This is a genomic window from Pseudomonas umsongensis (assembly GCF_012647205.1).
In the GTDB taxonomy this organism is placed as follows: Bacteria; Pseudomonadota; Gammaproteobacteria; order Pseudomonadales; family Pseudomonadaceae; genus Aquipseudomonas; species Aquipseudomonas umsongensis.
The window spans coordinates 6,551,338-6,577,203 of record NZ_CP051487.1 but is presented as its reverse complement, the minus strand read 5'-3'; the positions used below and the strand labels follow the sequence as shown (position 1 = coordinate 6,577,203).

Here is a 25,866-nt window from a genome sequence, read left to right as displayed (position 1 = left end):
GTATATTCCTAAATGCGATTAAAATATATTTTTCAATTCTTTTTAGGATTATGAAGGGGTATTCTGCGCGGCCCAAAAAAGACCGATCCAGACGGTCTGGCGCTAATGGCGCCGGCGGATCCAGGGCATTCGACCCAGGACCAAGAATTAGAAAACGATAGGAGCGAAACAATGAACAAGTCCAACCTGGCCGTGGCAGTGGCCGTAGGGGTTTTGGCGCAGCAAGCAAGCGCCGCCGGTTTCATCGAAGACAGCAAGGCAACGTTGGGGCTGCGCAACTTCTACATCAACACCGATTACCGTGATGGTACCGGTCCGAACAAAAACGAAGAGTGGGGCCAAGGCTTCGACCTGCGTTTCACTTCCGGTTATACCCAAGGCACCGTTGGTTTTGGTGTTGATGCGATCGGCCTTCTGGGCGTGCGCCTGGATTCGGGCGGCGGTACAAACGGCGCCACTGCGACGTCCTATGGCGGTACGGTGTTCCCAAGCAAGTCCAACGGCGAAGCGGTTGATAACTTCTCCAGCCTGGGCCTGACTGCCAAGGCCAAGGTTTCCCAGACTGAATTGAAACTGGGCACCCTGCAGCCAAAACTGCCGGTTATCGTGACCAACGATGGTCGCCTGCTTCCACAAACCTGGCAGGGTGGCCAACTCAGCTCGGGCGATATCAAGGACCTGACCTTGATCGGTGGCCAGATCGAGCAGGTAAAAGGTCGTAACTCGAGCAACAACGAACAGTTGTCGATCTCGGGCGCCAACAGCCGTGCCTCAACAGGTCGAGACAGCAATAAGTTCATCTACGCCGGTGGTGACTACAAGCTCACCAAGGACCTGACAGCCCAGTACTACTACGGCAACCTCGAAGAGTTCTACAAGCAACACTTCCTGGGCCTGGTGCACAACTGGGCAATCGGCCCCGGTGTGTTGAAGTCGGACTTGCGCTACTTCAACAGTTCCGATGACGGTGCCAACGGTCACGATCCGCTGTACTTCACCACTGGCAACTACAACGCTCCAAACGGTAAAGGCAAGGTCGACAACAACCTGTACAGCGGCCTGTTCCTGTACTCCGTTGCCGGTCACACCTTTGGTGGTGGTTACCAGGTCAGCAACGGCAGCAGCGATTTCCCGTGGCTGAACCAGGGCGACGGATCGTCGGCCTACATCATCACCGACTCGCAAATCCAGAAATTCGCCCGTGCCGGCGAACGCACCTGGCAGGCACGCTACTCGTATGACTTCGCCAAAGTCGGCGTGCCTGGCCTGACGGCGGGCGTGGTGTACCTGCATGGCGACGATATCGATACCGTCAACTCTGCCGGTCGCGAAGCGGCCAGCGGCGCTTCCGAGTGGGAACGCGACCTGACCGTGGGTTACGTCGTTCAGTCCGGTGCGTTGAAAAACCTCGGCGTGATGTGGAAAAACGCCACCTGGCGTACCGATCTGCCGAACACTCGCTCCCAGGACGAGAATCGCCTGATCGTCAGCTACTCGATCCCGCTGTTGTAATAGCGTGTGGGAGCGAGCCTGCTCGCTCCTACAGGGTAACCGACGCAAAAAAAAGCCCCGCCCGGCATCACGCCGGGCGGGGCTTTTGCGTTTTCTAGGCGGGCTCACCCCCGTAAACCGGCCTCGTATTTCCCCTCTTTTACAGCAACTCAAGGCCTTCTCGAACCTTGTGGCCGATGTTGGGGGCGATGGGTTCGGGCGTCCAGTGAAGAGATGTTTAATATTCCGTTGTGATCTAAATAAATCGATATTTATTCTTTTTAATGAATAAAAAATGCAGGCACAGTTGAACTCAACCAGCACTCACCAGGAGCAGCACCATGAGTATCAGACTGGGCGATATTGCCCCGGATTTCGAACAGGATTCCAGCGCCGGTACCATCCGGTTTCACCAGTGGCTGGGCGATAGTTGGGGTGTGCTGTTTTCCCACCCGGCCGACTTCACGCCGGTGTGCACCACCGAGCTGGGCTTTACGGCGAAGTTGAAAGACGAATTCGCCAAGCGTGGGGTCAAGGCCATCGCGCTGTCCGTCGACCCGGTGGAATCGCACCACAGGTGGATCGAAGACATCAACGAAACCCAGGGCACCGTGGTCAACTTCCCGATTCTCGACGACGCCGACCGCAAGGTTTCGGACCTGTACGACTTGATCCATCCGAACGCCAACGACACCTTGACGGTGCGCTCGCTGTTCGTGATCGACCCGAACAAAAAGGTACGGTTGACCATCACCTACCCGGCGAGCACCGGTCGCAACTTCCATGAAATCCTGCGGGTGATCGACTCGCTGCAACTGACCGACAACTTCAAGGTGGCCACCCCGGCCAACTGGCAGGACGGTGATGAGGTGGTGATCGTGCCATCGCTCAAGGATGAAGATGAAATCAGGCAGCGCTTTCCCAAAGGCTATCGAGCCATTAAGCCGTACTTGCGCCTGACACCGCAGCCGAATCGCTGAAGTCTGCGCGTTCCCACGCGCAGCAAAGGAACGCCTCAACGGACGCTCTGCGTTCGGCTTTCGAGGGGACGCGGAGCGTCCCGGGCTGCATTCCCACGCAGAGCGTGGGAACGATCAAGAACACAAAGCAGGGGGTTTTCAGGCCGTTTCGACGGCCTTTTTTTTGTCAGGAAGAAACTGAAGTTATATCGCTAAAACGAATAACCAAATGAATAAATATGATTTATAGATATATAAATCACCTGTTAAGGTCACTCTATCCAAGCGAGATCGCAAACCGCGAATCGCAACGCCGCTCAAGGAATCGTCTGAATGTTGGTCGTCTCACTCGGTGGCAGCCCCAGCCAGCGCTCCCGTTCCGGGGTGTTGCTGGAGCGCTCCCAGCGTTGGTTGCAAGGGCAGGGTGTGGAAGTGGTGAGCTATCAGGTGCGGGACTTCCCGGCCGAAGACTTGCTGCATGCACGCTTCGACAGTCCGAAGGTGATCAACCTGCTTCAACAGATTGAAAACGCCGATGGCCTGCTGATTGCCACGCCGGTCTACAAGGCTTCTTTCTCAGGTGCGTTGAAAACCGTGCTGGATCTGCTGCCCGAGCGCGCCCTGGCGCATAAAGTGGTGCTGCCCATGGCAACCGGGGGCAGCATTGCCCACATGCTGGCGGTGGATTACGCACTCAAGCCGGTATTGTCGGCATTGAAGGCCCAGGAGCTGCTCCAGGGGATTTTCGCCGTCGACAGCCAGATCGCTTACGGCGAAGGCAGTGCGCAGGCACAGTTGGCGCCGGAGCTGGAGCAAAGATTGAACGAGTCGCTGGAGTTGTTTTTCAGCGCCATGGCGCGACGGCCCAAGCCGCTCGACCCGCAGCTATTGAATGATCGTTTGTTGAGTGCTCGCTGGAGCATCTGAGCTCCACTGAACATAAGCCCCATTCCAAATTGATGTACTGGCCTTACTCGCCCGCTAACGGGCAAGCAGGTGCAGCCAAAAACCCAACTGCAAAAAGGAGAGCGCCATGCGCCCTGTCATTTTGCGTCGTGGTCTGGTCGCTCTGTTTGCTGCGGCTGTCACCTTCGGCGCCATTACTCAAGCTCAGGCCGAGACGCTTCGTATCGGTTACCAGAAATATGGCACCCTGGTGCTGCTCAAAGCCAAGGGGACTCTGGAAAAACGCCTTGCCGCCCAAGGCGTGGACGTGCAATGGACTGAATTCCCCGGTGGTCCGCAACTGCTCGAAGGCCTGAACGTCGGCTCCATCGACTTCGGCGTTACTGGCGAAACCCCGCCAGTGTTCGCCCAGGCCGCGGGCGCGGATCTGCTTTACGTCGCCTACGAACCGCCAGCGCCGCACAGTGAAGCGATCCTGGTGCCGAAGGACTCGCCGATCAAATCGGTGAAGGACCTCAAGGGCAAGAAAGTCGTCCTGAACAAAGGCTCCAATGTGCATTACTTGCTGGTCCGCGCCCTGGAAGACGCCGGCCTCAAGTACAGCGATATCCAGACCGTATTCCTGCCGCCGGCTGATGCCCGCGCCGCGTTCGAGCGTGGCAGCGTCGATGCCTGGGTCATCTGGGACCCGTACCAGGCCGCCGCCGAACAGCAGCTGCAGGCCCATACCCTGCGCGATGGCCAAGGCATCGTCGATAACCACCAGTTCTACCTCGCCACCAAGCCCTATGCGCAGAAAAACCCTGAGGTGATCAAGACCCTCGTGGAAGAAGTGCGCGCAGTCGGTGAATGGTCCAAGGCCAATCCGGACGATGTGACCCAACAGGTTTCGCCACTGCTTGGCCTGCCAGCGGACATCACCCTGACGTCCGTGAAACGCCAGGGCTACGGCGCGCTGTTCCTGACCCCGGAAGTGGTCGCCGCCCAACAGAAAATCGCCGACAGCTTCTACCAGCTCAAGCTGATTCCCAAGCCTTTGAGCATCAAAGACGTGATCTGGACGCCGCCGGCAGCCGTTGCCAAAGCACAGTAATCGATTCCTTAAGGAGACCACTCCAATGAGCCTCAACATCTTCTGGTTCCTGCCTACCCACGGCGACGGCCATTACCTTGGCACCGCCGAAGGCGCTCGCGCCGTCGACCACGGTTACCTGCAACAAGTCGCGCAAGCGGCGGATCGCCTGGGTTTCGGCGGCGTGCTGATTCCCACCGGTCGTTCCTGCGAAGACTCGTGGCTGGTGGCCGCGTCGCTGATTCCAGTGACCCAGCGTTTGAAATTCCTCGTCGCGCTGCGCCCCGGGATCATTTCCCCGACGGTGGCGGCGCGTCAGGCGGCGACCCTGGATCGTTTGTCCGGTGGGCGTGCGCTGTTCAACCTGGTGACAGGCGGTGATCCGGAAGAGTTGGCCGGCGACGGTCTGTTCCTGACCCACGAAGAGCGCTATCAGGCCTCGGTGGAGTTCACCCGCATCTGGCGTCGGGTGCTGGAAGGCGAAACCGTCGATTACGACGGTCAGCACATCAGCGTGAAGGGCGCCAAGCTGCTCTATCCTCCGATCCAGCAACCGCGTCCGCCGCTGTACTTCGGCGGTTCGTCGGAAGCGGCCCAGGATTTGGCGGCAGAGCAGGTCGAAATGGTCCTGACCTGGGGCGAGCCGCCGGCCGCCGTTGCCGAAAAAATCGCCCAGGTGCGCGCCAAGGCCGCCAAGCTCGGGCGCACTGTGCGCTTCGGTATTCGCCTGCATGTGATCGTGCGCGAAACCAATGCCCAGGCGTGGCAAGCGGCGGACCGACTGATCTCGCACCTGGACGACGACACCATCGCACGTGCCCAGGCTTCGCTGGCGCGTTTCGACTCGGTTGGCCAGCAACGTATGGCGGCTCTGCACGGCGGCAGTCGCGATAACCTGGAAGTCAGTCCCAACCTGTGGGCCGGTGTCGGCCTGGTGCGCGGCGGTGCCGGCACGGCGCTGGTGGGTGATGGTCCAACCGTGGCTGCCCGTGTAAAGGAGTACGCGGACCTGGGTATCGATACCTTTATCTTTTCCGGTTATCCACACCTGGAAGAGTCGTATCGCGTTGCCGAACTGCTGTTCCCGCACTTGGATATCGAGCGTCCCGAGTTGCCGAAAAGCGCCGGTTACGTCAGCCCGTTTGGCGAGATGGTTGCTAACGACATTCTCCCTAAAGCTGCGTCCCAGAGCTGAGGCGCACCATGAAGAAAGTCATTCACAGCCTTGCGCCATGGGCATTACCGGTCTTGCTGTTAGCGGTGTGGCAGTTGTCGGTGTCGGCGGGCTGGTTGTCGACGCGGATTCTGCCGGCGCCCATTGCCGTGATCGAAGCCGGGGTGAGCCTGGTTCGCAGTGGTGAAATCTGGACGCACCTGGCTATCAGCGGTTGGCGCGCGGCGCTGGGTTTTGCCATTGGTGGCGGCATCGGCCTGACCCTGGGCTTTATCACCGGCCTGTCGAAATGGGGCGAGCGCCTGCTCGACAGCTCGGTGCAGATGATCCGCAACGTGCCGCACCTGGCGCTGATTCCCTTGGTGATCCTGTGGTTCGGCATCGACGAATCGGCGAAGATTTTCCTGGTGGCCTTGGGCACCTTGTTCCCGATCTACCTCAACACGTATCACGGCATCCGCAACGTCGACCCGGCGTTGGTGGAAATGTCGCGCAGCTACGGTCTGTCGGGTTTCAGCCTGTTTCGCCAAGTGATTCTGCCGGGGGCCTTGCCTTCGATCCTGGTCGGTGTGCGCTTTGCCCTGGGCTTCATGTGGCTGACGCTGATCGTCGCCGAAACCATCTCCGCCAGCTCCGGCATTGGCTACCTGGCGATGAACGCCCGGGAGTTCCTGCAGACCGACGTGGTGGTGCTGGCGATTCTGCTATACGCGGTGCTCGGCAAACTGGCCGACCTCGCGGCCCGTGGACTTGAACGCGTATGGCTGCGCTGGCATCCGGCCTATCAGGTCGTCAAGGGAGGTGCCGCATGACTGCTCAACAACCTCCACGCCTGTTGCGCGGAATCCCGCTGGCGGTGCGCAAGCTGCAAAAAACCTTCGGCTCGCGGCAGGTGCTGCGTGAGATCGACCTGCACGTTCCGGCCGGTCAGTTCGTAGCAGTGGTCGGCCGTAGCGGCTGTGGCAAAAGTACCCTGCTGCGCTTGCTTGCTGGCCTCGACAAACCTACGGCTGGTGAATTGCTCGCCGGCACCGCTCCGCTGAGCGAGGCGCGGGAAGACACCCGGCTGATGTTCCAGGAAGCGCGTCTGCTGCCGTGGAAAAAGATCATCGACAACGTTGGCCTCGGCCTCAAGGGCAACTGGCGTCCGCAAGCGCTGAAAGCCCTGGAAGCGGTCGGCCTGGCGGATCGCGCCAACGAGTGGCCGGCGGCGTTGTCCGGAGGGCAGAAGCAACGTGTGGCGCTGGCTCGCGCACTGATCCATCAACCGCGCCTGCTGTTGCTCGACGAGCCGTTGGGTGCGCTGGATGCGCTGACCCGAATTGAAATGCAGCAGCTGATCGAGCGGCTCTGGCAACAACACGGCTTTACGGTGTTGCTGGTCACCCACGACGTCAGCGAAGCGGTGGCGATCGCCGATCGGGTGATCCTGATCGAAGACGGTGAGGTCGGCCTCGACCTGCACGTGGAACTGCCGCGCCCTCGGGTCCGCGGCTCCCATCGGCTGGCGGCGCTGGAAACCGAAGTGCTCAACCGCGTGCTGTCACTGCCGGGGCAACCACCGGAGCCGGAACCTGTTTCACCCTTGCCTACGCAGTTGCGTTGGGCTCAATAACTCAAGCCTCAATCAACGACAGGAATCAACATCATGACTATCAAGGCCATCAACGTTCGCAACCAGTTCAAAGGCTCCATCAAGGAAATCGTACTCGGTGACGTGCTGTCGGAAATCGATGTGCAGACCGCTTCCGGCATCGTCACGTCGGTGATCACCACGCGTTCGGTGAAAGAGCTGGAACTGGCGGTGGGCAGCGAAGTGATCGCGTTCGTGAAATCCACCGAGGTGTCGATCGCCAAATTGTGAGTCGTACGTGTGATCGTTCCCACGCTCTGCGTGGGAATGCCTCAACGGACGCTCCGCGTTCGGCCTTTGGGGACGCAGAGCGTCCCGGGCTGCATTCCCACGCAGAGCGTGGGAACGATCAGCGTGCGGAGCGCTTGGGCAGGTACGGCGGCAAGTACAGCCCCAGATACGCATCGAACACCCGCATCCCTTCCTCAGCCATGCGCGGCGTGATCTGCCCGTGTTGCTGCACCGAGCGCGCATAAACCCGGTCCCCGAGCTCCATGGCCAAGGCAAACACATCGACATCGTCCGGCAACCTTGGCAGCTCGAAATGGTGATCGAACAACTTGTGCATCAGGTCGCCCAACTCAATGTCGTGCTGGCGGTCGGCCTGGGTGACTTCGGTCAGGCCGTGCTGGGCCAGAATCAATTGGCGGGCCGCGGCGTCTTCGCTGTAGATCTCAAGCATCCGTTGCTCGACCAGTCGCGACAGGTCACGCCAACCACTTAAAGCGTCATGGTCGATAGGTGCCTGCAGGCAGGCGCGGAAGGCCGCGTGGACGTCGGCCGTCAGCGCCTCCAGCAGGGACGGGACGCTGGCGAAGAAGTGGTAGACGGAGGAGGGCGGGATTTGTGCGCGTTCGGCGACACTGTAGATCGACAGACTGGCCACGCCCTCGGCGGCCAGCAGCGTGCGGGCGGCATCGAGTATCGAATCGATCCGGGCCTGGCTGCGTGCACGGGGTTTGCGAACGGTGGCGGTGCGCGTCATTGGAGTCTCCTGCGGGGCAGGGGGCATTGTACGAGCAGGGTTTGATGTTGTCTGCCTGGACGCCTTCGCGAGCAAGTCGCTCCCACAAGGATTGCCTGTGTTCACGAAAATGATGTTCACTGAAATTTACTGTGGGAGCGAGCCTGCTCGCGAACCGCCGCAGGGCCATAAAAAAACGCCGCTGGCTGTGAGGCCGGCGGCGCTTCTTGTTCACTGCAACCACTTACACGGTATGCAGGTACCAGTTGTACTCGAGGTCGGAGATGGAGTGTTCGAACTCCTCCAGCTCGCTCTCTTTACAGGCCACGAAGATATCGATGTATTTCGGATCGATGTACTTGGCCATGACTTCGCTGTCGTCCAGCTCGCGCAACGCATCACGCAAGTTGTTTGGCAGGCTCTGCTCGTTCTGCTCGTAGCTGTTGCCTTCCACCGGGGCACCTGGCTCGATCTTGTTGACCAGGCCGTGGTGCACGCCTGCCAGGACCGAAGCCATCAGCAGGTACGGGTTGGCATCGGCACCGGCCACGCGGTGTTCGATACGTACGGCATCGGCGGAGCCGGTCGGTACGCGAATCGCTACGGTGCGGTTGTCCAGGCCCCAGCACGGCGAGTTCGGCACATAGAACTGCGCGCCGAAACGACGGTAGGAGTTGACGTTCGGGCAGAGGAAAGCCATCTGCGCCGGTAGGGTCTCGAGCACACCGCCGATCGCGTGACGCAGCGCGGCGTTCTGCTCGGGATCCTCACTGGCAAAAATATTCTTGCCGTCTTTGTCGAGAATCGAAATGTGCACGTGCAGACCGTTGCCCGCCTGGCCCGGGTAAGGCTTGGCCATGAAGGTGGTGTCCATTTCATGGTCGTAGGCGATGTTCTTGATCAGGCGCTTGAGCAGCACTGCGTAGTCGCAGGCCTTGATCGGGTCGGCCACGTGGTGCAGGTTCACTTCGAACTGCGCCGGGGCACTTTCCTTGACGATGGCGTCGGCAGGGATGCCTTGCTCTTTGGCGCCTTCCAGAATGTCCTGGAGACAGTCGACGTATTCGTCGAGGTCGTCGATCAGGTAGACCTGTGTCGAGTGCGGGCGTTTACCGGAAACCGGCGAGCGAGGCGGTTGCGGACGGCCGTTCACGTTCTCCTGGTCGATCAGGTAGAACTCCAGTTCGAACGCGGCGCAGATGGTCAGGCCCATTTCGTCGAACTTGCGCACGACGTTGGCCAGCACTTCGCGCGGGTCGGCGAAGAATGGCTCGCCTTCGAGTTCGTGCATGGTCATCAGCAGTTGCGCGGTCGGGCGCTTCTGCCATGGCTCGTTGCACAGGGTATCGGGGATTGGATAGCAGATTCGGTCAGCATCACCGATGTCCAGGCCCAGGCCGGTGCTTTCCACCGTAGAGCCATTGATATCCAGAGCAAATAGGGAGGCCGGCAGGTTGATGCCTTTCTCGTAAACCTTGTGGAGGCTGGTGCGTTCGATGCGCTTGCCGCGCACCACACCATTCATATCCGCAATCAGAAGGTCAACGTACAGAACCTCAGGATGTTCCTTAAGGAACGCGTTCGCTTCGTTAAGCTGAACGGCACGCGGGGGTACCGACATGATGCAACACCTTTGTTGTTAAAAATATCAATCATTGATCTTTTCGGATTCCAGTCAACCCGAACGGCATGCCGAAGTCAAGCGAGGCCTTTTTTGCCCTAAAAAAGCGCTCACATGGCTTTTTTGAGGCTCTTTGGGGCGTTTTCATCCCCCGTGGCCGTTTGACGCCCGCAGGCTTGAGCGGGCCGTGTTGTATTTTTTACGGGGGTGTTGTGTAAAAAAATGAACAAGGCTAAGCTCGAATCAAACCCATAACAGCAATAATACCGGGGTGCTTCATGTATCGCCTGCCGATAATCGGCGTCACCGCCTGCTCTTCGCAGACCGGTCTGAATGCTTATCACATCAGTGGCGACATCTGCGTCAGCGCCAAGGCCGCACCGGCTCCTGGCCTGTCGGTGATCTTCCCGTCCCTGGCGGATCAACCGTCTCTGTCCGATATTCTGGACGGTCTCGACGGCACACCCATTACGGTTACTCCATTCAATATAGAACCGATTCACAATAGCGGCTCGGCCTTTGTGCAGGGCACCGCTCGTGATTCTGCACGCCTGGTATGTGCAGAAGTACACACAAGCACGATAGCCTGGCGCAAACTTGCATTTCAACGCGACGCCGATGCGTCAACTATCGCCTGACCTCAAGCGTCAGGAAACTCAAAGCCTAGAGGCATTTATGAGTAACAACCTCGACCAGCTCACCGATTGGTTGAAAGACCACAAGATCACAGAAGTCGAATGCATGATCGCCGACTTGACCGGGATTACCCGGGGCAAGATTTCGCCGACCAACAAATTCATCGCCGAAAAAGGCATGCGTCTGCCAGAAAGTGTGCTGCTGCAGACCGTGACCGGCGATTACGTCGAAGACGACATCTATTACGAGCTGCTCGACCCGGCCGACATCGACATGATCTGCCGTCCCGACCAGAACGCGGTGTTTCCGGTGCCATGGGCCATCGAACCGACCGCCATCGTCATCCACGATACCTATGACAAGCAGGGCAACCCGATTGAGCTGTCGCCGCGCAACGTGCTCAAGAAGGTCCTGAAACTCTATGCCGACAAAGGCTGGCAGCCGATCGTGGCGCCGGAAATGGAGTTCTACCTGACCAAGCGCAGCGACGACCCGGATTATCCGTTGCAGCCGCCGATCGGCCGCTCCGGGCGTCCGGAAATCGGTCGCCAGTCGTTCTCCATCGAGGCGGCGAACGAATTCGATCCATTGTTCGAGGACGTCTATGACTGGTGCGAATTGCAGGAACTGGACCTCGACACGCTGATCCACGAAGACGGCACGGCGCAGATGGAAATCAACTTCCGTCATGGCGATGCCCTGTCCCTGGCCGACCAGATCCTGGTGTTCAAGCGCACCATGCGCGAAGCCGCCCTCAAGCACGACGTGGCAGCTACCTTCATGGCCAAGCCGATGACCGGCGAGCCTGGCAGTGCCATGCACTTGCACCAGAGCATCATCGACATCGAGACCGGCAAGAACATCTTCTCCAATGAAGACGGGACCATGAGCGAGCTGTTCCTGCAGCACATCGGTGGCCTGCAGAAACTGATTCCCGAGTTGCTGCCGCTGTTCGCCCCCAACGTCAACTCGTTCCGCCGCTTCCTGCCGGACACCTCGGCACCGGTAAACGTGGAATGGGGCGAAGAGAACCGCACCGTGGGCCTGCGTGTACCGGATGCCGGGCCGCAAAACCGGCGTGTGGAAAACCGCCTGCCGGGTGCCGATGCCAACCCGTACCTGGCCATTGCCGCGAGCCTGCTGTGTGGCTACATCGGCATGGTCGAAGGCCTGAACCCGAGCGCACCGGTGGTGGGTCGTGGTTATGAGCGCCGCAACCTGCGCCTGCCACTGACCATCGAAGACGCGCTCGAGCGTATGGAAAACAGCGCAACCATCGAGCGCTACCTGGGCAAAACTTTCATCACTGGCTACGTCGCGGTCAAGCGGGCCGAGCATGAAAACTTCAAGCGCGTGATCAGTTCGTGGGAACGGGAATTCCTGCTTTTTGCCGTCTGACGCGCCGTGCGCCGCCGTTGTCGGGTGGCGCTCTCACCTGGAATTTTTAGGAGATTGGTATGACCAGCAACAACCCGCAAACCCGTGAATGGCAAACCCTGAGCAGCGATCACCACCTGGCCCCGTTCAGCGACTTCAAGCAGCTGAAAGAGAAAGGCCCGCGGATCATCACCAACGCCAAGGGCGTCTACCTGTGGGACAGCGAAGGCAACAAGATCCTCGACGGCATGGCCGGCCTATGGTGCGTAGCCATTGGTTACGGTCGCGATGAACTGGCGGACGCCGCCAGCAAGCAGATGCGCGAGCTGCCCTACTACAACCTGTTCTTCCAGACCGCTCACCCGCCGGTGCTGGAGCTGGCCAAGGCCATCGCCGATGTCGCGCCAGAAGGCATGAACCACGTGTTCTTCACCGGTTCCGGCTCTGAAGGCAACGACACCATGCTGCGAATGGTTCGTCACTATTGGGCAATCAAGGGCCAGCCGAAGAAAAAGGTCATCATCAGCCGCAAGAATGGCTATCACGGTTCCACCGTGGCCGGCGCGAGCCTGGGCGGCATGACCTACATGCACGAACAGGGCGACTTGCCGATTCCGGGCATCGTCCACATCGCCCAGCCATACTGGTTCGCCGAAGGCGGCGACATGACCCCGGAAGAGTTCGGGATCTGGGCTGCCAATCAGTTGGAAGAGAAGATTCTGGAAGTCGGCGTGGACAACGTCGGTGCATTTATTGCCGAGCCAATCCAGGGCGCCGGCGGCGTGATCATTCCGCCAGACACCTACTGGCCGCGCATCAAGGAAATCCTCGCCAAGTACGACATCCTGTTCGTGGCCGACGAAGTGATCTGCGGCTTCGGCCGTACCGGTGAGTGGTTCGGCAGCGACTTCTACGACCTCAAGCCGGACATGATGACCATCGCCAAAGGCCTGACCTCCGGCTATATCCCCATGGGTGGCCTGATCGTGCGCGATGAAGTGGTCGAAGTGCTCAACGAAGGCGGCGATTTCAACCACGGTTTCACCTACTCCGGGCACCCGGTGGCGGCGGCTGTAGGCCTGGAAAACATCCGTATCCTGCGCGACGAAAAAATTGTCGAGCGCGTCAAGGCAGAAACGGCACCGTATTTGCAGAAACGTCTGCGCGAACTGAACGATCACCCATTGGTGGGCGAAGTTCGTGGGGTAGGCCTGTTGGGGGCAATCGAACTGGTTCAGGACAAAGCTACTCGCAAGCGTTATGAAGGCAAGGGCGCCGGCATGATCTGCCGGCAGTTCTGCTTCGATAACGGGCTGATCATGCGTGCCGTGGGGGACACCATGATCATCGCGCCACCGCTGGTGATCTCGCCTGCGGAAATCGATGAGTTGGTGACCAAGGCACGCAAGTGCCTTGACCTGACCCTGAGTGCGTTGCAGGCCTAAGTGCTAGGCTCTGAGCGGGAGTCATGAAACTTTCGCTCAGAGCTGTCAGAAACGTTGGCCTTTCCTTGAAAGACCGCCTCGGATCTTGCCAGACTAGCCGCGGTTCCAGTTGTCCGGGTTCGGCCGCTGAACAAAGTGGTTCAAAAAAGAAAAATTTGGAGCATTACGCATGAAGGCATTAGGAAAAAAGCTTGCTGGCAAGACTCTCCTCGCCATGTCCCTGATGGGCATTATGGCGGGTGCGGTCCAGGCGGACGACAAGGTGTTGCACGTCTATAACTGGTCCGACTACATCGCTCCGGACACGATCAAGAAGTTTGAAGACGAGTCTGGGATCAAAGTGGTCTACGACGTCTTCGACAGTAATGAAACCCTCGAAGCCAAGTTGCTGGCAGGCAAGTCCGGTTATGACATCGTCGTACCGTCGAACAACTTCCTGGCCAAGCAGATCAAGGCTGGCGTCTACCAGAAGCTGGACAAGTCCAAGCTGCCAAACTGGAAAAACCTGAACACCGACTTGCTCAAGGCGGTATCGGTGAGCGACCCGGGTAACGAGCACGCCTTCCCTTACATGTGGGGTTCGATCGGCATCGGCTTCAACGCCGAGAAGGTCAAGGCTGCACTGGGCGCCGACGCGCCGACCAATTCCTGGGATCTGCTGTTCAAACCGGAAAACGCCGCCAAGTTGAAGTCGTGCGGTATCAGTTTCCTCGATTCGCCTACCGAGATGATTCCGGTGGCGTTGCATTACCTGGGCTATCCAACCGACAGCCAGGACAAGAAACAACTGGCCGAAGCCGAAGCACTGTTCCTGAAAATTCGTCCTTCGGTAGGCTACTTCCACTCGTCCAAGTACATTTCCGACCTGGCCAACGGCAACATCTGCGTGGCCGTGGGTTACTCGGGCGACATCTACCAGGCCAAGGCGCGTGCCGCTGAAGCCGGTGACAAAGTGAAAGTCAGCTACAACATTCCAAAAGAAGGTGCTGGCAGCTTCTACGACATGGTCGCCATCCCTAAAGATGCCGAAAACGTCGAAGGCGCCTACAAGTTCATGACCTTCCTGCAGAAGCCGGAAATCATGGCTGAAATCACCAACGCCGTGCGTTTCCCGAACGGTAACGCGGCCGCCACGCCATTGGTTGATAAAGAAATCACCGCCGACCCAGGCATCTACCCGCCAGCGGACGTGCTGGCCAAGCTGTACGCGATTGCCGACTTGCCGGCCGCGACCCAGCGGATCCTGACTCGCAGCTGGACCAAGATCAAATCCGGTAAATAAGCCGGTTTGATGCAACAACCTGTTGTTGCCACCTGCGCGGCGGCAACAACAGGATCAATTAAATGACAGAAAGTTTTGCTGGAACGGTTTTTCGAGGGTAAGTTGCGCGCCGGTTTTGTTGTAAGGCAGCCATGGCTGTCATGTAACGCGGGGCAACTTGAGCCCAACTCATTTTAGAGGACCTCCACTTGCCTATTTTTTCTTTGTTGCGCAATGCCATGCTGGTCGCTGCCGGGTTGACGCTTGCCGTCAATGTTCAGGCTGCCGGCACCGTGCATATTTATAACTGGTCGGATTACATCGGCGAGACCACCCTGGCCGACTTCCAGAAAGAGACCGGTATCAAACCGGTTTATGACGTATTCGATTCCAACGAAACCCTGGAAGGCAAGTTGCTGGCCGGGCGTACCGGTTATGACGTGGTCGTGCCGTCCAACCACTTCCTCGGCAAACAGATCAAGGCAGGTGCTTTCCAGAAGCTCGACAAATCGAAGTTGCCGAACTATTCGAACCTCGATCCGGTGCTGCTCAAGCGCCTGGAGCAAAACGATCCGGGTAACCTGTACGCCGTGCCGTACCTGTGGGGTACCAACGGCATCGGTTACAACCCCGAAAAGGTCAAGGCTGCGCTGGGCGTCGACAAGATCGATTCCTGGGCGGCGGTCTTTGAGCCGGAGAACATCAAGAAGCTGCAAAGCTGCGGCGTGGCGTTCCTCGATTCCGCCGATGAAATGATGCCGACGGTCCTCAACTACATGGGCCTGGATGCTAATAGCACCAACCCCGAAGACTACAAAAAAGCCGAAGCCAAGTTGCTGGCGGTTCGGCCTTACGTGACTTACTTCCACTCCTCCAAATACATCGCGGACCTGGCCAACGGCGATATCTGCGTGGCCATCGGTTTCTCCGGTGACATGTTCCAGGCCCGCAACCGCGCGGCCGAAGCGAAGAAGGGCGTGGACATCGCCTATTCGATTCCCAAGGAAGGCGGTGCGCTGTGGTTCGACATGCTGGCGATTCCGAAGGATTCGGCCAACGTCAAGGAAGCGCACGCGTTCATCAACTATTTGCTGAAACCTGAGGTGATTGCCCAGGTCAGTGATTACGTCGGCTACGCCAACCCTAACCCCGGGTCGGACAAACTGATGGAACAGTCCATTCGCACCGACGAAGCGGTTTATCCACCGCAAGCGGTACTCGACAAGACCTACGTGTCCATCGAGTTACCACCAAACATACAACGTTTGATGACCCGCAGCTGGACCAAGGTCAAGTCGGGTAAATAGCTTCAAGGCTCAAACTATCCAAGGTTGGCTCACCTTGAGCGAACTGCACTCTTTTTGTTGGGAGTTTCGTAAATGGCAGTTGCCTCCGGCGCCTATAAGAAAGCCCTCGAGGGCGACCAGACACCTAAACAGGTGCTGGTCAAAATCGACCGGGTCACGAAGAAGTTCGACGAGACGATTGCCGTGGACGACGTGTCCCTGGAAATCAAGAAAGGCGAGATTTTCGCCCTGCTCGGCGGTTCGGGATCGGGCAAATCCACCCTGCTGCGCATGCTCGCCGGCTTCGAACGACCGACTGAAGGGCGGATTTTCCTCGACGGCGTGGACATCACTGACATGCCGCCGTACGAGCGGCCGATCAACATGATGTTCCAGTCTTACGCCCTGTTCCCGCACATGACCGTGGCGCAGAACATCGCCTTCGGCCTCAAGCAGGACAAACTGCCCGCCGCTGAGATCGATGCGCGCGTGGCCGATATGCTCAAGCTGGTTCAGATGACCCAGTACGCCAAGCGCAAGCCGCATCAGTTGTCCGGTGGCCAGCGCCAGCGTGTGGCCCTGGCCCGTTCGCTGGCCAAGCGTCCAAAGCTGCTGCTGCTCGACGAACCGATGGGCGCGCTGGATAAAAAACTGCGTTCGCAAATGCAGCTGGAGCTGGTCGAGATCATCGAGCGCGTTGGCGTGACCTGCGTGATGGTGACCCACGACCAGGAAGAGGCCATGACCATGGCCGAGCGCATCGCGATCATGCACCTGGGCTGGATCGCCCAGATCGGCAGCCCGATCGACATCTACGAAACCCCGACCAGCCGCCTGGTCTGCGAATTCATCGGCAACGTCAACATCTTCGACGGTGAAGTGATCGACGACGCCGAGGGCCACGCGATCATCACCTGCAAGGACCTCGACCGGAAGATCTATGTGGGCCATGGCATCAGCACCTCGGTGCAGGACAAATCCGTGACCTATGCGATCCGTCCGGAAAAGCTGCTCGTGACCCCGACCATGCCGACCTGTGAATACAACTGGTCCAGCGGCAAAGTGCACGACATCGCCTATCTCGGTGGTCACTCGGTGTTCTACGTCGAACTGCCGAGCGGCAAGATCGTCCAGTCGTTCGTCGCCAACGCCGAGCGCCGTGGCCAGCGACCAACCTGGGGTGACCAGGTGTACGTGTATTGGGAAGACGATAGCGGCGTGGTACTTCGCTCATGAACATGCGCAAATTCAAACGCCGCCTCAATCGAATAATTCCCGGTGGCCGCCAGCTGGTCATCGGGGTTCCCTTCATCTGGCTGTTCCTGTTCTTCATGTTGCCGTTCTTCATCGTCCTGAAGATCAGCTTCGCCGAAGCCGACGTGGCCATCCCGCCGTACACCGAGATCTACAGCTACGCCGAACAGAAACTGCAGGTGCTGCTGAACCTGGGCAACTACGTGATGCTCGGCGACGACGAGTTGTACATCGCCGCTTACCTCGGCTCGTTGAAGATGGCACTCTTCAGCACCATCCTCTGCCTGCTGATCGGCTACCCGATGGCCTACGCCATCGCCAGTGCCCGCAAAGAGCTGCAAACGGTGCTGGTTCTGCTGATCATGATGCCGACCTGGACCGCGATCCTGATCCGCGTCTATGCGTGGATGGGCATCCTCAGCAACAACGGCCTGCTCAACGGTTTCCTGATGACCATGGGCTGGATCAGTGAGCCGCTGCAGATCCTCAACACCAACCTCGCCGTGTACATCGGTGTGGTGTATTCGTACCTGCCGTTCATGATCCTGCCGCTGTACGCCAACCTGGTGAAACACGACACCAGCCTGCTGGAAGCCGCGTCGGACCTCGGTTCGAGCACCTTCAACAGCTTCTGGAAGATCACCGTGCCGCTGTCGAAAAACGGCATCATCGCTGGCTGCATGCTGGTGTTCATCCCGGTGGTGGGCGAGTTCGTGATCCCGGAACTGCTTGGCGGTCCGGAGACCCTGATGATCGGTAAAGTGCTCTGGCAAGAGTTCTTCAACAACCGTGACTGGCCGGTGGCATCCGCCCTGGCAGTGGTGATGCTGGCGATCCTGATTGTGCCGATCATCCTGTTCAACCGCAGTCAGGCCAAGGAAATGGAGGGTAAAGAATGAAACGCTTCCGTTTCTCCAGCCTGATGCTGGTACTGGGTCTGTTGTTCATCTATCTGCCGATGCTGATCCTGGTGATCTACTCCTTCAACGCCTCGAAGCTGGTGACGGTGTGGGGCGGCTGGTCGATCAAGTGGTACGTCGGCCTGATGGACAACACCCAACTGATGGGCTCGGTGGTGCGTTCGCTGGAAATCGCCTGCTACACGGCGGTGGCGGCAGTCGCACTGGGAACGCTAGCCGCGTTCGTCCTGACCCGCATCACCCACTTCAAGGGCCGTACGCTGTTCGGCGGCCTGGTCACCGCGCCGCTGGTGATGCCGGAAGTGATCACCGGTCTGTCGCTGTTGCTGCTGTTCGTGGCCATGGCACAGATGATCGGCTGGCCGCAGGAGCGTGGCATCGTGACGATCTGGATCGCCCACACCACGTTCTGTGCGGCGTATGTGGCGGTGGTGGTGTCGGCGCGCTTGCGTGAACTGGACCTGTCCATCGAAGAAGCGGCCATGGACCTCGGTGCGCGGCCATGGAAGGTGTTCTTCCTGATCACCATCCCGATGATCGCGCCATCCCTGGGCGCCGGCGGCATGATGTCGTTTGCCCTGTCGCTGGATGACCTGGTGTTGGCGAGCTTCGTGTCGGGCCCGGGTTCCACGACCTTGCCGATGGAAGTGTTCTCGGCGGTGCGCCTGGGCGTGAAGCCCGAGATCAACGCCGTGGCCAGCCTGATCCTGCTGGCAGTGTCGCTGATGACGTTCCTGGTCTGGTTCTTCAGCCGTCGCGCCGAAGAAGCGCGCAAGCGTGCGATCCAGCAAGCCATCGAAGAAAGCGCTGCCGATTCGTGGAAGCAACCGGACGTGCGTCGCGCGCAGCCGGAAGCGGCGTGAGTCTTAAATCGGGTTGACCACAATCCTGTGACCAACCCAAATCTAATGTGGGAGCGGGCTTGCTCGCGAAAGCGGAGTGTCAGTCACGAATATGTGGACTGACACTCCCTCTTCGCGAGCAAGCCCGCTCCCACATTTGCTTTAGGCAACCCAAGGGGATTGGCGAATGACTTCGACAAAATTCATCGGCTTGAACCCCGGTTCCTGATCTATCAAGACATCGGTCTTCACATTGCCGAACGTGGTCTGCGGACGATGGCGCAAGCCGTCGGCAAAGGCGCAGATGATGCACTCCTTGAACCCTTCGCCCCGTGGATGCGCATGCACCACCGCTTCACGCTGCACGGTGGAAACGCTGCGTAGTCCATGCCCAGCACATCCATTTCAACGCCAGCGGTCACCAGCGCCACGGTCGGCCGCAGGTGTTGCGGCACGCCCGGCGTGGGTGATGCTGGAAAGCACCCGCGCGCCGCTCAAGACCGTGGCTTACCAGTGCGGTTTCCGCGATGCCCAGCACATGCGCAGCGTGTTCAACCGCAGGCTGGGGGTGACGCCACAGCAGTACCGGCAGAACTTTGCAGCGATGGTTTGAGGCATTTATTTGTGTTGTTCTTGAGGACGTCTTCGCGAGCAGGCTCGCTTGTATGGTAGGACTTGAAGGGAGGAGGAGGGACAAGGCTCGATTCTGACTGTTGACGCAGTACAGACTGTGGGAGAGTTCGCCCCTCCTCCTTTCACCCAAGCGCCGATAAAGAATGCATCTGGCCTAGACCGACGATAGGAACAAGCCTGCGCCTCTGGGTGAGCCCTTCAAGTGCTTAAAACCTTATCCCGGAGGAAAACCTATGGCAATGCCGGTTTCTGTTTCAAAGCCGATCGTGGGCGTGGATGTCGCCAAGAAAGAATTGGTGATTTATCACGCCGAACTGGACCTGCTTGAAGAGATTCCCAACAACAAAACCAGCATCAACAAGTGGTTAAAGGACTTGCCGGGGAGTGTGGCTATTGCTATTGAAGCCACCAACATCTACCACCTGGAGTTCGCTGACCTGGCCTTTGAGGCCGGCTGCGTGATTTACATGGTGGGCGGCTATGAGCTCAAACATTACCGAGAAGGTGTGAAGGTCCGTGCCAAAACCGATGCACTGGATGCCAAACTGCTTGCTCGCTATCTGAAGAACGAGCATGAAGAACTTCACCCATGGACGCCGCCGACACCGCTGTATCGCCAACTCCTGAGTCTTTTTCGCCGCCGGGCGGCCTTGGTCCAGGCCAGGGTCGGCCTAGTGCAAAGCTGGTCGAATGAGCCCTTGCTGAAGGCTGCTTTTTCCGAGCAAATAAAGTCCATGCAGCAGCTTGAGACGCTGATCGAAAAGACGATCAACGATCAGCTGAAAGAAGCCGGTTTGCTGGGGCAGTTGAAGCGTTGCTTGAAAGTTGAAGGGGTTGGATTTTTGACTGGCGCGCGCTTGCTCACGGCGTTCCAGCGCGGAGACTTCCGAAACGCAGATGCCTTTATCGCCTTTCTTGGAATGGACTTGCGGGTGTCAAAATCAGGGCAAAAAGATGGTCGCCGGAGTTTGACCAAGCGAGGCGATCCAGAAGCCCGCCGCCTTCTGCACAATGCGGCTATGTCGGCGAGTCGAACCGAAGCCTGGAAAGGGTTTTACCAAGAACAAAGAAATCGGGGTTTCAGCACCACTCAAGCCCTGGTGATGCTGGCTCGCAAGCTCGCTCGTATCGTATTCGCCCTGCTGAAGGGGCAGAGTGAATACCAACCGAAAACCAGTTGAGGGCTTCCCCTCAACCATAGAATCTCCCACAGGTGACCGAGTGTCCTCTAATGTGGGAGCGAGCCTGCTCGCGAAGACGTCAGCCCGACCAATGAAAATCTATTGCCCGGACCGCGCTGGCAGCAACTTCAACGTACTGCGCGTATTCGCCGTCACCTCTTCATCATTGAGATGCGCCTGAAAGTAAATCCCCTCGATATACGCCTCAGCCTGATCGTCAAAGTGTTTGTCGAACGGCACGCCACTCTGGCCGACCGGGTTGACCGTCAAACTGTGCGCCGGATCGGCGAAGTCGATCAGGCGCCGGGTCGATGGGCCGTACGTCACCGGCCACGGTGCCGGGCCGATCTTGGCCGACAGGTTGTTCGGCACTTCATGGGTGCCCGGAGCCGCGAACGGACCGATATTGAAGATCCGGTCCAATGGCTTTTGCTGCCCCAGCGGGTGGCCATGGGTCAGCGTGTGCGCCTTGCCCCATTGCCATTGCGAGGAATCGGCACCCAGGGTGGCCTTGAGGTGGGCGATGCTGGCAAGCCACGCGACCTTGACGGTGTCGGCGCGGGTTTCCTTGCCGAGGGTATTACGGTTGTCCCACCACGGTGAATCCGCCGTCGCTGCCAGGCGCGGCAGGGCGGCATCGATCACCCGGGTCGAGAGCAGCGTTTCGAAGAAGTCATTGCCCAGTTCGTCATGCATCGCCGCGTCAGCCAGGTTGAACAGGAGCTGGTTGAACAGCGTCGCGCTGGTGGACTCCAGCGGGTAGTCGCCTTGCCACTGGGCCAGTTGCTCCACCAGCTTGAGCTCTGCAGGGTCGCTGACCACTTCGCGCAGGGTCGGTAGGAGTGGCGCCAGCAGGCGCGTGCCGTAGGCGGTGGTGGTGCCCAGTTGCAGCTTCTGGCTACTGTCCAGATCCCACTTGACGTTCTTGTCGCTGAGCTGGCGATTGAGCTGCTGGCCTCGATCGGCGAGGTTGTAATAACCGGGGATCTCCATTCCCGTCGGCGACAGCGGCTGGAAGTTGGCCGAGACGATATAGCCCCGTGCCGGGTTCTCTTCCTGCGGGTTGGCGCTGAACGGATAGAAGCCGTCCTTGTCGGCATCGCTGGTACTGCCATCGAGGATAAACCACGGCAGCACCCCGGCCGGGCGCTTGGGCAATTGCGCTGCAGCCCACCAGCCGATATCACCCTTGGCATTGGCCCAGACGATGTTCAGGCCGGGAGCCTGGACCTTGGCGGCAGCGCCACGGGCCTTGGCCAGGGTGTCAGCACGGTTGAGTTGGTAGAAGCCTTCGATGATCGGGTTCTGGCTTTCGAGAAAGCCCCACCACATGGCGATCGGCGTTTTGCCGACGCTCTTGCCCAGCGCGTCGTTGACGATCGGGCCATGGGGTGACTGGCGCAGCGTCAGGGTGACCGGTGCCTGGCCCTTGACCGCGATCTGTTGTTCGCTGCTGACCATGTCCACCCACTTGCCGCGATACCAGACCTGATTCGGATTGTCCGGATTGACCTTTTCGGCAATCAGGTCGAGATCGTCGTTCTGGAACATGGTGATGCTCCAGCCGAAGTCCCGGTTCATGCCCAGTGAAGCGAACGGCATCAAGGCCTGGTAATGGCCATAGAGCTCGAAGCCCGGTGCCGAGAGCTGCGCTTCGTACCATACCGACGGTGCGGAAAAACGGATGTGGGGGTCTCCGGCCAGCAGCGGCTTGCCGCTTTTGGTGCGGTTGCCGGCAACCGCCCACGCATTGCTGCCCTCGAACTGCGGCAAGCCATTGTCGGCCAGGGCCTGTTCGCTCAGGCGGGCGAGGGCGTTGAGGTCTTTCCAGTCGGTGCTGGCGAGGGGCGACGGGGCCGCGCTGGGTCGGGGCGCCAACACGCCCTTGGCCTGCCAGTCGAGATCGAAGACGCTCAGATAGCCGGCACCCAATTGATCACGCACGTAGGTCAGCAGTGGTTCGGTGCGAAACGCCGCAGCAAAACTGTAGGCCATGTAGCCGGCGATGCTGATGGTGTCCTGCGCCGTGAACGGGCGCTTGGTTATGCCCAGCACATCGAACTCGACGGGTTTGGCGTGACCGTCCTGGTACTGGTTGATGCCGTCCAGGTAAGCCTGCAGGGCAAGGAAGGCGGGCGATTGCTTGTCCATGTTCGCCAGATAGGTTTCGGCGCGTTCGCGAATGCGCAGGCTTCGCATCAACTTGTCGGTGTCGAGCAGTTTCGGTCCGAGCACCTCGGCCAGTTCGCCCCGGGCAAGGCGACGCAAAACCTCCATCTGGAACAACCGATCCTGGGCATGGACATAGCCGAGGGCACGGTACAGGTCGGTTTCGTTGTCGGCACGGATGTGCGGGATACCGCGCTCGTCATAGCGCACGGTGACCGAACCTTGCAGGTGCTGCAGCTCCACCATGCCCTGGCGTGATGGCTGCTTGCTGTAGACGTACCAACCGGCGCCGACGGCGAGCGCGACGATCAGCAAACCGAGCGCGGTCAGGCTACGTTTCATGGTGACTCCTTATTGTTATGTGCGACAGCAATTCCCTGGCGAGACTGTTTAACACGACAAGCCGGTTTGGCCCATCGCCCGTAGGAGGGATTCTCGTTTGCTGCCTGCGTTAACTCGTCGGGACGACGGGCCACGGGCAGTAACACCCCACGGCCAGTGTGTGCGTGGCACTCACTTCGCGGCCTTCGTTCAGCGCCTGCAGGATCGGCTCGATAAAGCTGTTGCTGGAATTGCAGGTCAGGCCTTCACTGTAGGGCCCGAAGTACGCCAGCCTGCCATTGCGATCCCAGATCGCCACGGCGGGGCTGGCGGGAATCTGTTCGGAGCCCGGCAGGACGTCGATGGTTTCCAGGCTGCTGAGCGTGGCGGGTAGTTGGCCGTGGCTGCCAGGCCTTTGCACTGCATAGAACTCCACACCGTGCGGGACATAGCGCTCGACCAGTTCGGTCAGGTGCTGTTGATTGCCCACGTTGCACGGGCAGGCCGGGTCCCAGAAATGCACGAGTCGGATGGCGCCGGGGCCGGCGAGATGGTCGGGCAGGCGTAGCGGATCACCGGAGAATAACGCCGTGTGCTCGCTGAATGCCCGCAGATAGCGCCCCTGAAACCAATCGTAGGCCGCCCACAGCACCCCGGCGCACACGAGGGCGAGCAAGCTGGCGAGCAGGGTGGCGCGATAGTGCGAGCGCATGGTGTCACTCCTTGTGGGTCGGTTAGCTTGCCATGCTTGCCGCGACAGATGAATATCGCAGGTCTATAAAGTCCGCTTCGCGCTCTGGAATGCCCATGTCAGTGACCTTCGATCCCGATCATCTGCGTGCCAGCCTGCGGCCGCTGGCGCAAGGGCAGCCGTTGTCAGCGGAGGCCCAGGCTTATCAACGGTTTTATGGACTGGATTTTTCCTCGCGTAAGGTTCGCAGCGCCCTCGGTTGTTTTCAGGTCGATGGTTACGAAGTGGTCAGCCAGGTCTGGTGGCCAGAGCAGGTGAAGGCGACGCTGTTTGTCTTTCACGGGTTCTACGACCACACCGGCCTCTATCGGCATGTGATCGAATGGGCGCTGGAGCAAGGCTTCGCGGTGATTGCCTGCGACTTGCCGGGCCATGGGCTTTCCAGTGGCGAGCGGGCGAGCATCAAGGACTTCGCCGAGTATCAGGACACCCTGCAAGGCTTGTTTGCCGAGGCCCGATCGCTCGAGCTGCCACAACCCTGGCATCTATGTGGCCAGAGCACTGGTGGCGCCATCGTGATCGATCATGTGCTCAACGCGGGGGCGGGCAGTCCGGCCCAGGGCCAGGTGATCCTGTTGGCGCCGCTGGTGCGGCCACGGGCGTGGGGCTGGTCGCAACTGAGCTATTACCTGCTCAGGCCTTTCGTCAAAGCCATTGCCCGGCGCTTCAGCGAGAACTCCAACGACCCTGAGTTCTTGCCGTTCTTGCAAGCCGATCCGCTGCAGCCGCTGCGATTGCCGACGGCATGGGTCGGGGCGTTGGCGCGCTGGATCAAGCGTGTCGAAGCGGCGCCCGCCAGCCCTCGGCGACCGCTGATTGTGCAGGGGCAAGCGGACATGACGGTGGATTGGCAGCACAACCTTGAGGTGCTGCGGGGCAAGTTCGATCGGCCGCAGGTATTGATGCTGCCTGAGGCACGGCATCATCTGGCGAATGAAACGTTGGTGCTGCGCGGGGAGTATTTCGGGTTTTTGACCAAGCGGATCAAGGGCCGGAATCTTTAGTGACCCTGCCGGCCTCTTCGCGAGCAGGCTCGCTCCCACATTAGACCGCGTCTATCTGAAAGCTCGATCCACTGTGGGAGCGAGCCTGCTCGCGAAAGCGGTCTAGCGGACGCTGAAAACTATTGGGTCAGATTCGAAGTACTCTGCCCCACCGCCAACCCGGCCCGAATCGCCGCCAGCGCCGCCTGGTAATAGGCTTTGCCTTCAGATGACTCGGCAAATGTGGCGAATTCTTCGAGCTCCTCATCCGACAGGTCGCGGTAGACGTACAGCAGCGTGTTGTTCAGGTCGTTGCCGATCTGTTCCATCAAGCGCTGGCGCTGCCCATTCAGCATGCTTTGGGTCTGGCCGGCGCCGAGCAGGCCGGGGATCATCGAACTGAGACTGTCGGCCGCAACACCGGCAATCGCCAGGCTGACTTCCGCGCCGGCCTCGCGAGCAGGCAGGGCCTGGGCCAGGTGGCCGATGATCAGCAGCCGGCTGTCGCTGGCCTGCATCTTGGGCAGGCCCTTGGCATTTTTCGCCAGTTGATCGCGGCGGGTCGCGAGCAATTCGGCGGCGACGATTTTCTTGCCCAGTGGCGATTGAAAGAACGCCAGCGCCGGCTTCGGATCGGCGAGGCTCTTGCGCAGCTGTGCTTCGGCACGCTGGTCCACGGCCTTGGGTGCGAAACGCTGATTGCTGTTGTCGACCAGCGCCTGGAAAACCGCCGGTGGCAGGCTGCTTTGGTAGCGCTGTTGCGCGGCCGTGAGGGCGTCGTTGAAATGCGCGCGTTGTTCTGGCCAGCCGGCGACCTTGTACAGTTGGGCGTGGCCGTCTGCCCAGGCGGGCATAACACAGAGCATCAGCAGGGAGAAAAGCAAACGGCGCATAGGGACTCCTGTCAGCAGGCGACTATTCTCCGTGTGGCATCCAGTCTTGTCGAGAATTCGTATCAACCCGCTGCATGGCTCTGTCGGATTTTCA

General features: G+C 59.5%; 23 protein-coding genes and 2 pseudogenes. 19 read left to right on the top strand and 6 right to left on the bottom strand.

Annotated elements, in window-relative coordinates; genetic code table 11:
• Window positions 1-171 precede the first annotated feature (171 nt).
• The 8 genes from HGP31_RS29855 to HGP31_RS29820 all read left to right on the top strand — a co-directional run bounded on the left by HGP31_RS29855 (window position 172) and on the right by HGP31_RS29820 (window position 7,466).
• A complete protein-coding gene (locus HGP31_RS29855) occupies window positions 172-1,512 on the top strand; it encodes an OprD family porin (RefSeq protein WP_168759097.1) in 1,341 nt (446 codons plus the stop codon).
• 320 nt (window positions 1,513-1,832) lie between these two features.
• Window positions 1,833-2,471: a peroxiredoxin gene (locus tag HGP31_RS29850; RefSeq protein WP_020797291.1), complete on the top strand. Its 639-nt coding sequence runs from the start codon at window positions 1,833-1,835 to the stop codon at window positions 2,469-2,471.
• A gap of 312 nt (window positions 2,472-2,783) precedes the next feature.
• Window positions 2,784-3,377, top strand: a complete 594-nt coding sequence (gene ssuE, locus HGP31_RS29845; RefSeq protein ID WP_008064947.1) for an NADPH-dependent FMN reductase — start codon at window positions 2,784-2,786, stop codon at window positions 3,375-3,377.
• A gap of 106 nt (window positions 3,378-3,483) precedes the next feature.
• Complete coding sequence (locus HGP31_RS29840; protein WP_020797292.1) at window positions 3,484-4,449, top strand: sulfonate ABC transporter substrate-binding protein; 966 nt, start codon at window positions 3,484-3,486, stop codon at window positions 4,447-4,449.
• 25 nt (window positions 4,450-4,474) lie between these two features.
• Entirely contained in the window at window positions 4,475-5,623 is a 1,149-nt protein-coding gene (ssuD, locus tag HGP31_RS29835) for an FMNH2-dependent alkanesulfonate monooxygenase (protein WP_083349883.1), read from the top strand.
• An 8-nt stretch (window positions 5,624-5,631) separates the two neighbouring features.
• On the top strand, window positions 5,632-6,414 hold the full coding sequence (gene ssuC, locus HGP31_RS29830; RefSeq protein ID WP_083349882.1) for an aliphatic sulfonate ABC transporter permease SsuC: 783 nt from the start codon (window positions 5,632-5,634) through the stop codon (window positions 6,412-6,414).
• A complete protein-coding gene (gene ssuB / locus HGP31_RS29825; RefSeq protein ID WP_083349881.1) occupies window positions 6,411-7,217 on the top strand; it encodes an aliphatic sulfonates ABC transporter ATP-binding protein in 807 nt (268 codons plus the stop codon). Before ssuC ends, ssuB begins: the two co-directional genes overlap by 4 nt.
• Before the next feature lie 33 nt (window positions 7,218-7,250).
• Window positions 7,251-7,466, top strand: a complete 216-nt coding sequence (locus HGP31_RS29820; protein ID WP_007967989.1) for a TOBE domain-containing protein — start codon at window positions 7,251-7,253, stop codon at window positions 7,464-7,466.
• Window positions 7,467-7,584: 118 nt separating this feature from the next.
• On the opposite strand, the gene HGP31_RS29815 is transcribed toward HGP31_RS29820, so the two are convergent.
• Both HGP31_RS29815 and HGP31_RS29810 read right to left on the bottom strand, forming a co-directional pair.
• Entirely contained in the window at window positions 7,585-8,220 is a 636-nt protein-coding gene (locus HGP31_RS29815; RefSeq protein WP_020797296.1) for a TetR/AcrR family transcriptional regulator, read from the bottom strand.
• 223 nt (window positions 8,221-8,443) lie between these two features.
• Window positions 8,444-9,820: a glutamine synthetase family protein gene (locus HGP31_RS29810; RefSeq protein ID WP_015097275.1), complete on the bottom strand. Its 1,377-nt coding sequence runs from the start codon at window positions 9,818-9,820 to the stop codon at window positions 8,444-8,446.
• Between the two features lie 278 nt (window positions 9,821-10,098).
• Between HGP31_RS29810 and HGP31_RS29805 the strand changes: the two genes are divergently transcribed.
• From HGP31_RS29805 to HGP31_RS29770, 8 genes are all read left to right on the top strand, one after another.
• Window positions 10,099-10,458 carry a gamma-glutamyl-gamma-aminobutyrate hydrolase family protein gene (locus HGP31_RS29805; RefSeq protein WP_020797297.1) on the top strand — a complete coding sequence of 120 codons (360 nt, stop codon included), beginning with the start codon at window positions 10,099-10,101 and terminating at the stop codon, window positions 10,456-10,458.
• A gap of 37 nt (window positions 10,459-10,495) precedes the next feature.
• Window positions 10,496-11,854: a glutamine synthetase family protein gene (locus HGP31_RS29800; protein WP_008064954.1), complete on the top strand. Its 1,359-nt coding sequence runs from the start codon at window positions 10,496-10,498 to the stop codon at window positions 11,852-11,854.
• 59 nt (window positions 11,855-11,913) lie between these two features.
• Window positions 11,914-13,278, top strand: a complete 1,365-nt coding sequence (locus HGP31_RS29795; RefSeq protein ID WP_168759096.1) for an aspartate aminotransferase family protein — start codon at window positions 11,914-11,916, stop codon at window positions 13,276-13,278.
• Between the two features lie 169 nt (window positions 13,279-13,447).
• Window positions 13,448-14,560, top strand: coding sequence for a polyamine ABC transporter substrate-binding protein (locus HGP31_RS29790; RefSeq protein WP_020797300.1), 1,113 nt, complete (start codon window positions 13,448-13,450; stop codon window positions 14,558-14,560).
• Between the two features lie 188 nt (window positions 14,561-14,748).
• The gene (locus tag HGP31_RS29785; RefSeq protein ID WP_033041955.1) at window positions 14,749-15,846 is read left to right on the top strand and encodes a polyamine ABC transporter substrate-binding protein; all 1,098 of its coding nucleotides are present in this window, start codon (window positions 14,749-14,751) and stop codon (window positions 15,844-15,846) included.
• 72 nt (window positions 15,847-15,918) lie between these two features.
• On the top strand, window positions 15,919-17,061 hold the full coding sequence (locus HGP31_RS29780) for an ABC transporter ATP-binding protein (protein ID WP_020797302.1): 1,143 nt from the start codon (window positions 15,919-15,921) through the stop codon (window positions 17,059-17,061).
• A 35-nt stretch (window positions 17,062-17,096) separates the two neighbouring features.
• A complete protein-coding gene (locus tag HGP31_RS29775) occupies window positions 17,097-17,978 on the top strand; it encodes an ABC transporter permease subunit (RefSeq protein ID WP_231989931.1) in 882 nt (293 codons plus the stop codon).
• Complete coding sequence (locus tag HGP31_RS29770; protein WP_020797304.1) at window positions 17,975-18,862, top strand: ABC transporter permease subunit; 888 nt, start codon at window positions 17,975-17,977, stop codon at window positions 18,860-18,862. The genes HGP31_RS29775 and HGP31_RS29770 overlap by 4 nt, the downstream gene beginning before the upstream one ends.
• A 141-nt stretch (window positions 18,863-19,003) precedes the next feature.
• Here the strand turns inward: HGP31_RS29770 and HGP31_RS29765 are convergent.
• Window positions 19,004-19,305, bottom strand: a pseudogene (locus tag HGP31_RS29765) (phosphohydrolase); the annotation flags it as partial.
• Here HGP31_RS29765 and HGP31_RS29760 point away from each other — a divergent pair.
• Together HGP31_RS29760 and HGP31_RS29755 are read left to right on the top strand one after the other, a co-directional pair.
• A pseudogene (locus tag HGP31_RS29760) lies at window positions 19,302-19,454 on the top strand (helix-turn-helix domain-containing protein); the annotation flags it as partial. The pseudogenes HGP31_RS29765 and HGP31_RS29760 overlap by 4 nt on opposite strands.
• Before the next feature lie 253 nt (window positions 19,455-19,707).
• Window positions 19,708-20,655, top strand: coding sequence for an IS110 family RNA-guided transposase (locus HGP31_RS29755; RefSeq protein ID WP_168757207.1), 948 nt, complete (start codon window positions 19,708-19,710; stop codon window positions 20,653-20,655).
• A 99-nt stretch (window positions 20,656-20,754) separates the two neighbouring features.
• Here the strand turns inward: HGP31_RS29755 and HGP31_RS29750 are convergent, their stop codons facing one another.
• Together HGP31_RS29750 and HGP31_RS29745 are read right to left on the bottom strand one after the other, a co-directional pair.
• The gene (locus tag HGP31_RS29750) at window positions 20,755-23,166 is read right to left on the bottom strand and encodes a penicillin acylase family protein (protein WP_168759095.1); all 2,412 of its coding nucleotides are present in this window, start codon (window positions 23,164-23,166) and stop codon (window positions 20,755-20,757) included.
• Window positions 23,167-23,275: 109 nt separating this feature from the next.
• Window positions 23,276-23,857, bottom strand: coding sequence for a DUF6436 domain-containing protein (locus HGP31_RS29745; protein ID WP_033041952.1), 582 nt, complete (start codon window positions 23,855-23,857; stop codon window positions 23,276-23,278).
• Window positions 23,858-23,952: 95 nt separating this feature from the next.
• Here HGP31_RS29745 and bipL point away from each other — a divergent pair, with 95 nt between their 5' ends.
• Window positions 23,953-24,900 carry a phospholipase BipL gene (gene bipL, locus HGP31_RS29740; RefSeq protein WP_168759094.1) on the top strand — a complete coding sequence of 316 codons (948 nt, stop codon included), beginning with the start codon at window positions 23,953-23,955 and terminating at the stop codon, window positions 24,898-24,900.
• A 119-nt stretch (window positions 24,901-25,019) separates the two neighbouring features.
• Here bipL and HGP31_RS29735 read toward each other — a convergent pair whose 3' ends face one another.
• The gene (locus HGP31_RS29735) at window positions 25,020-25,772 is read right to left on the bottom strand and encodes a DUF2059 domain-containing protein (protein ID WP_033041950.1); all 753 of its coding nucleotides are present in this window, start codon (window positions 25,770-25,772) and stop codon (window positions 25,020-25,022) included.
• Between the last annotated feature and the right edge of the window lie 94 nt (window positions 25,773-25,866).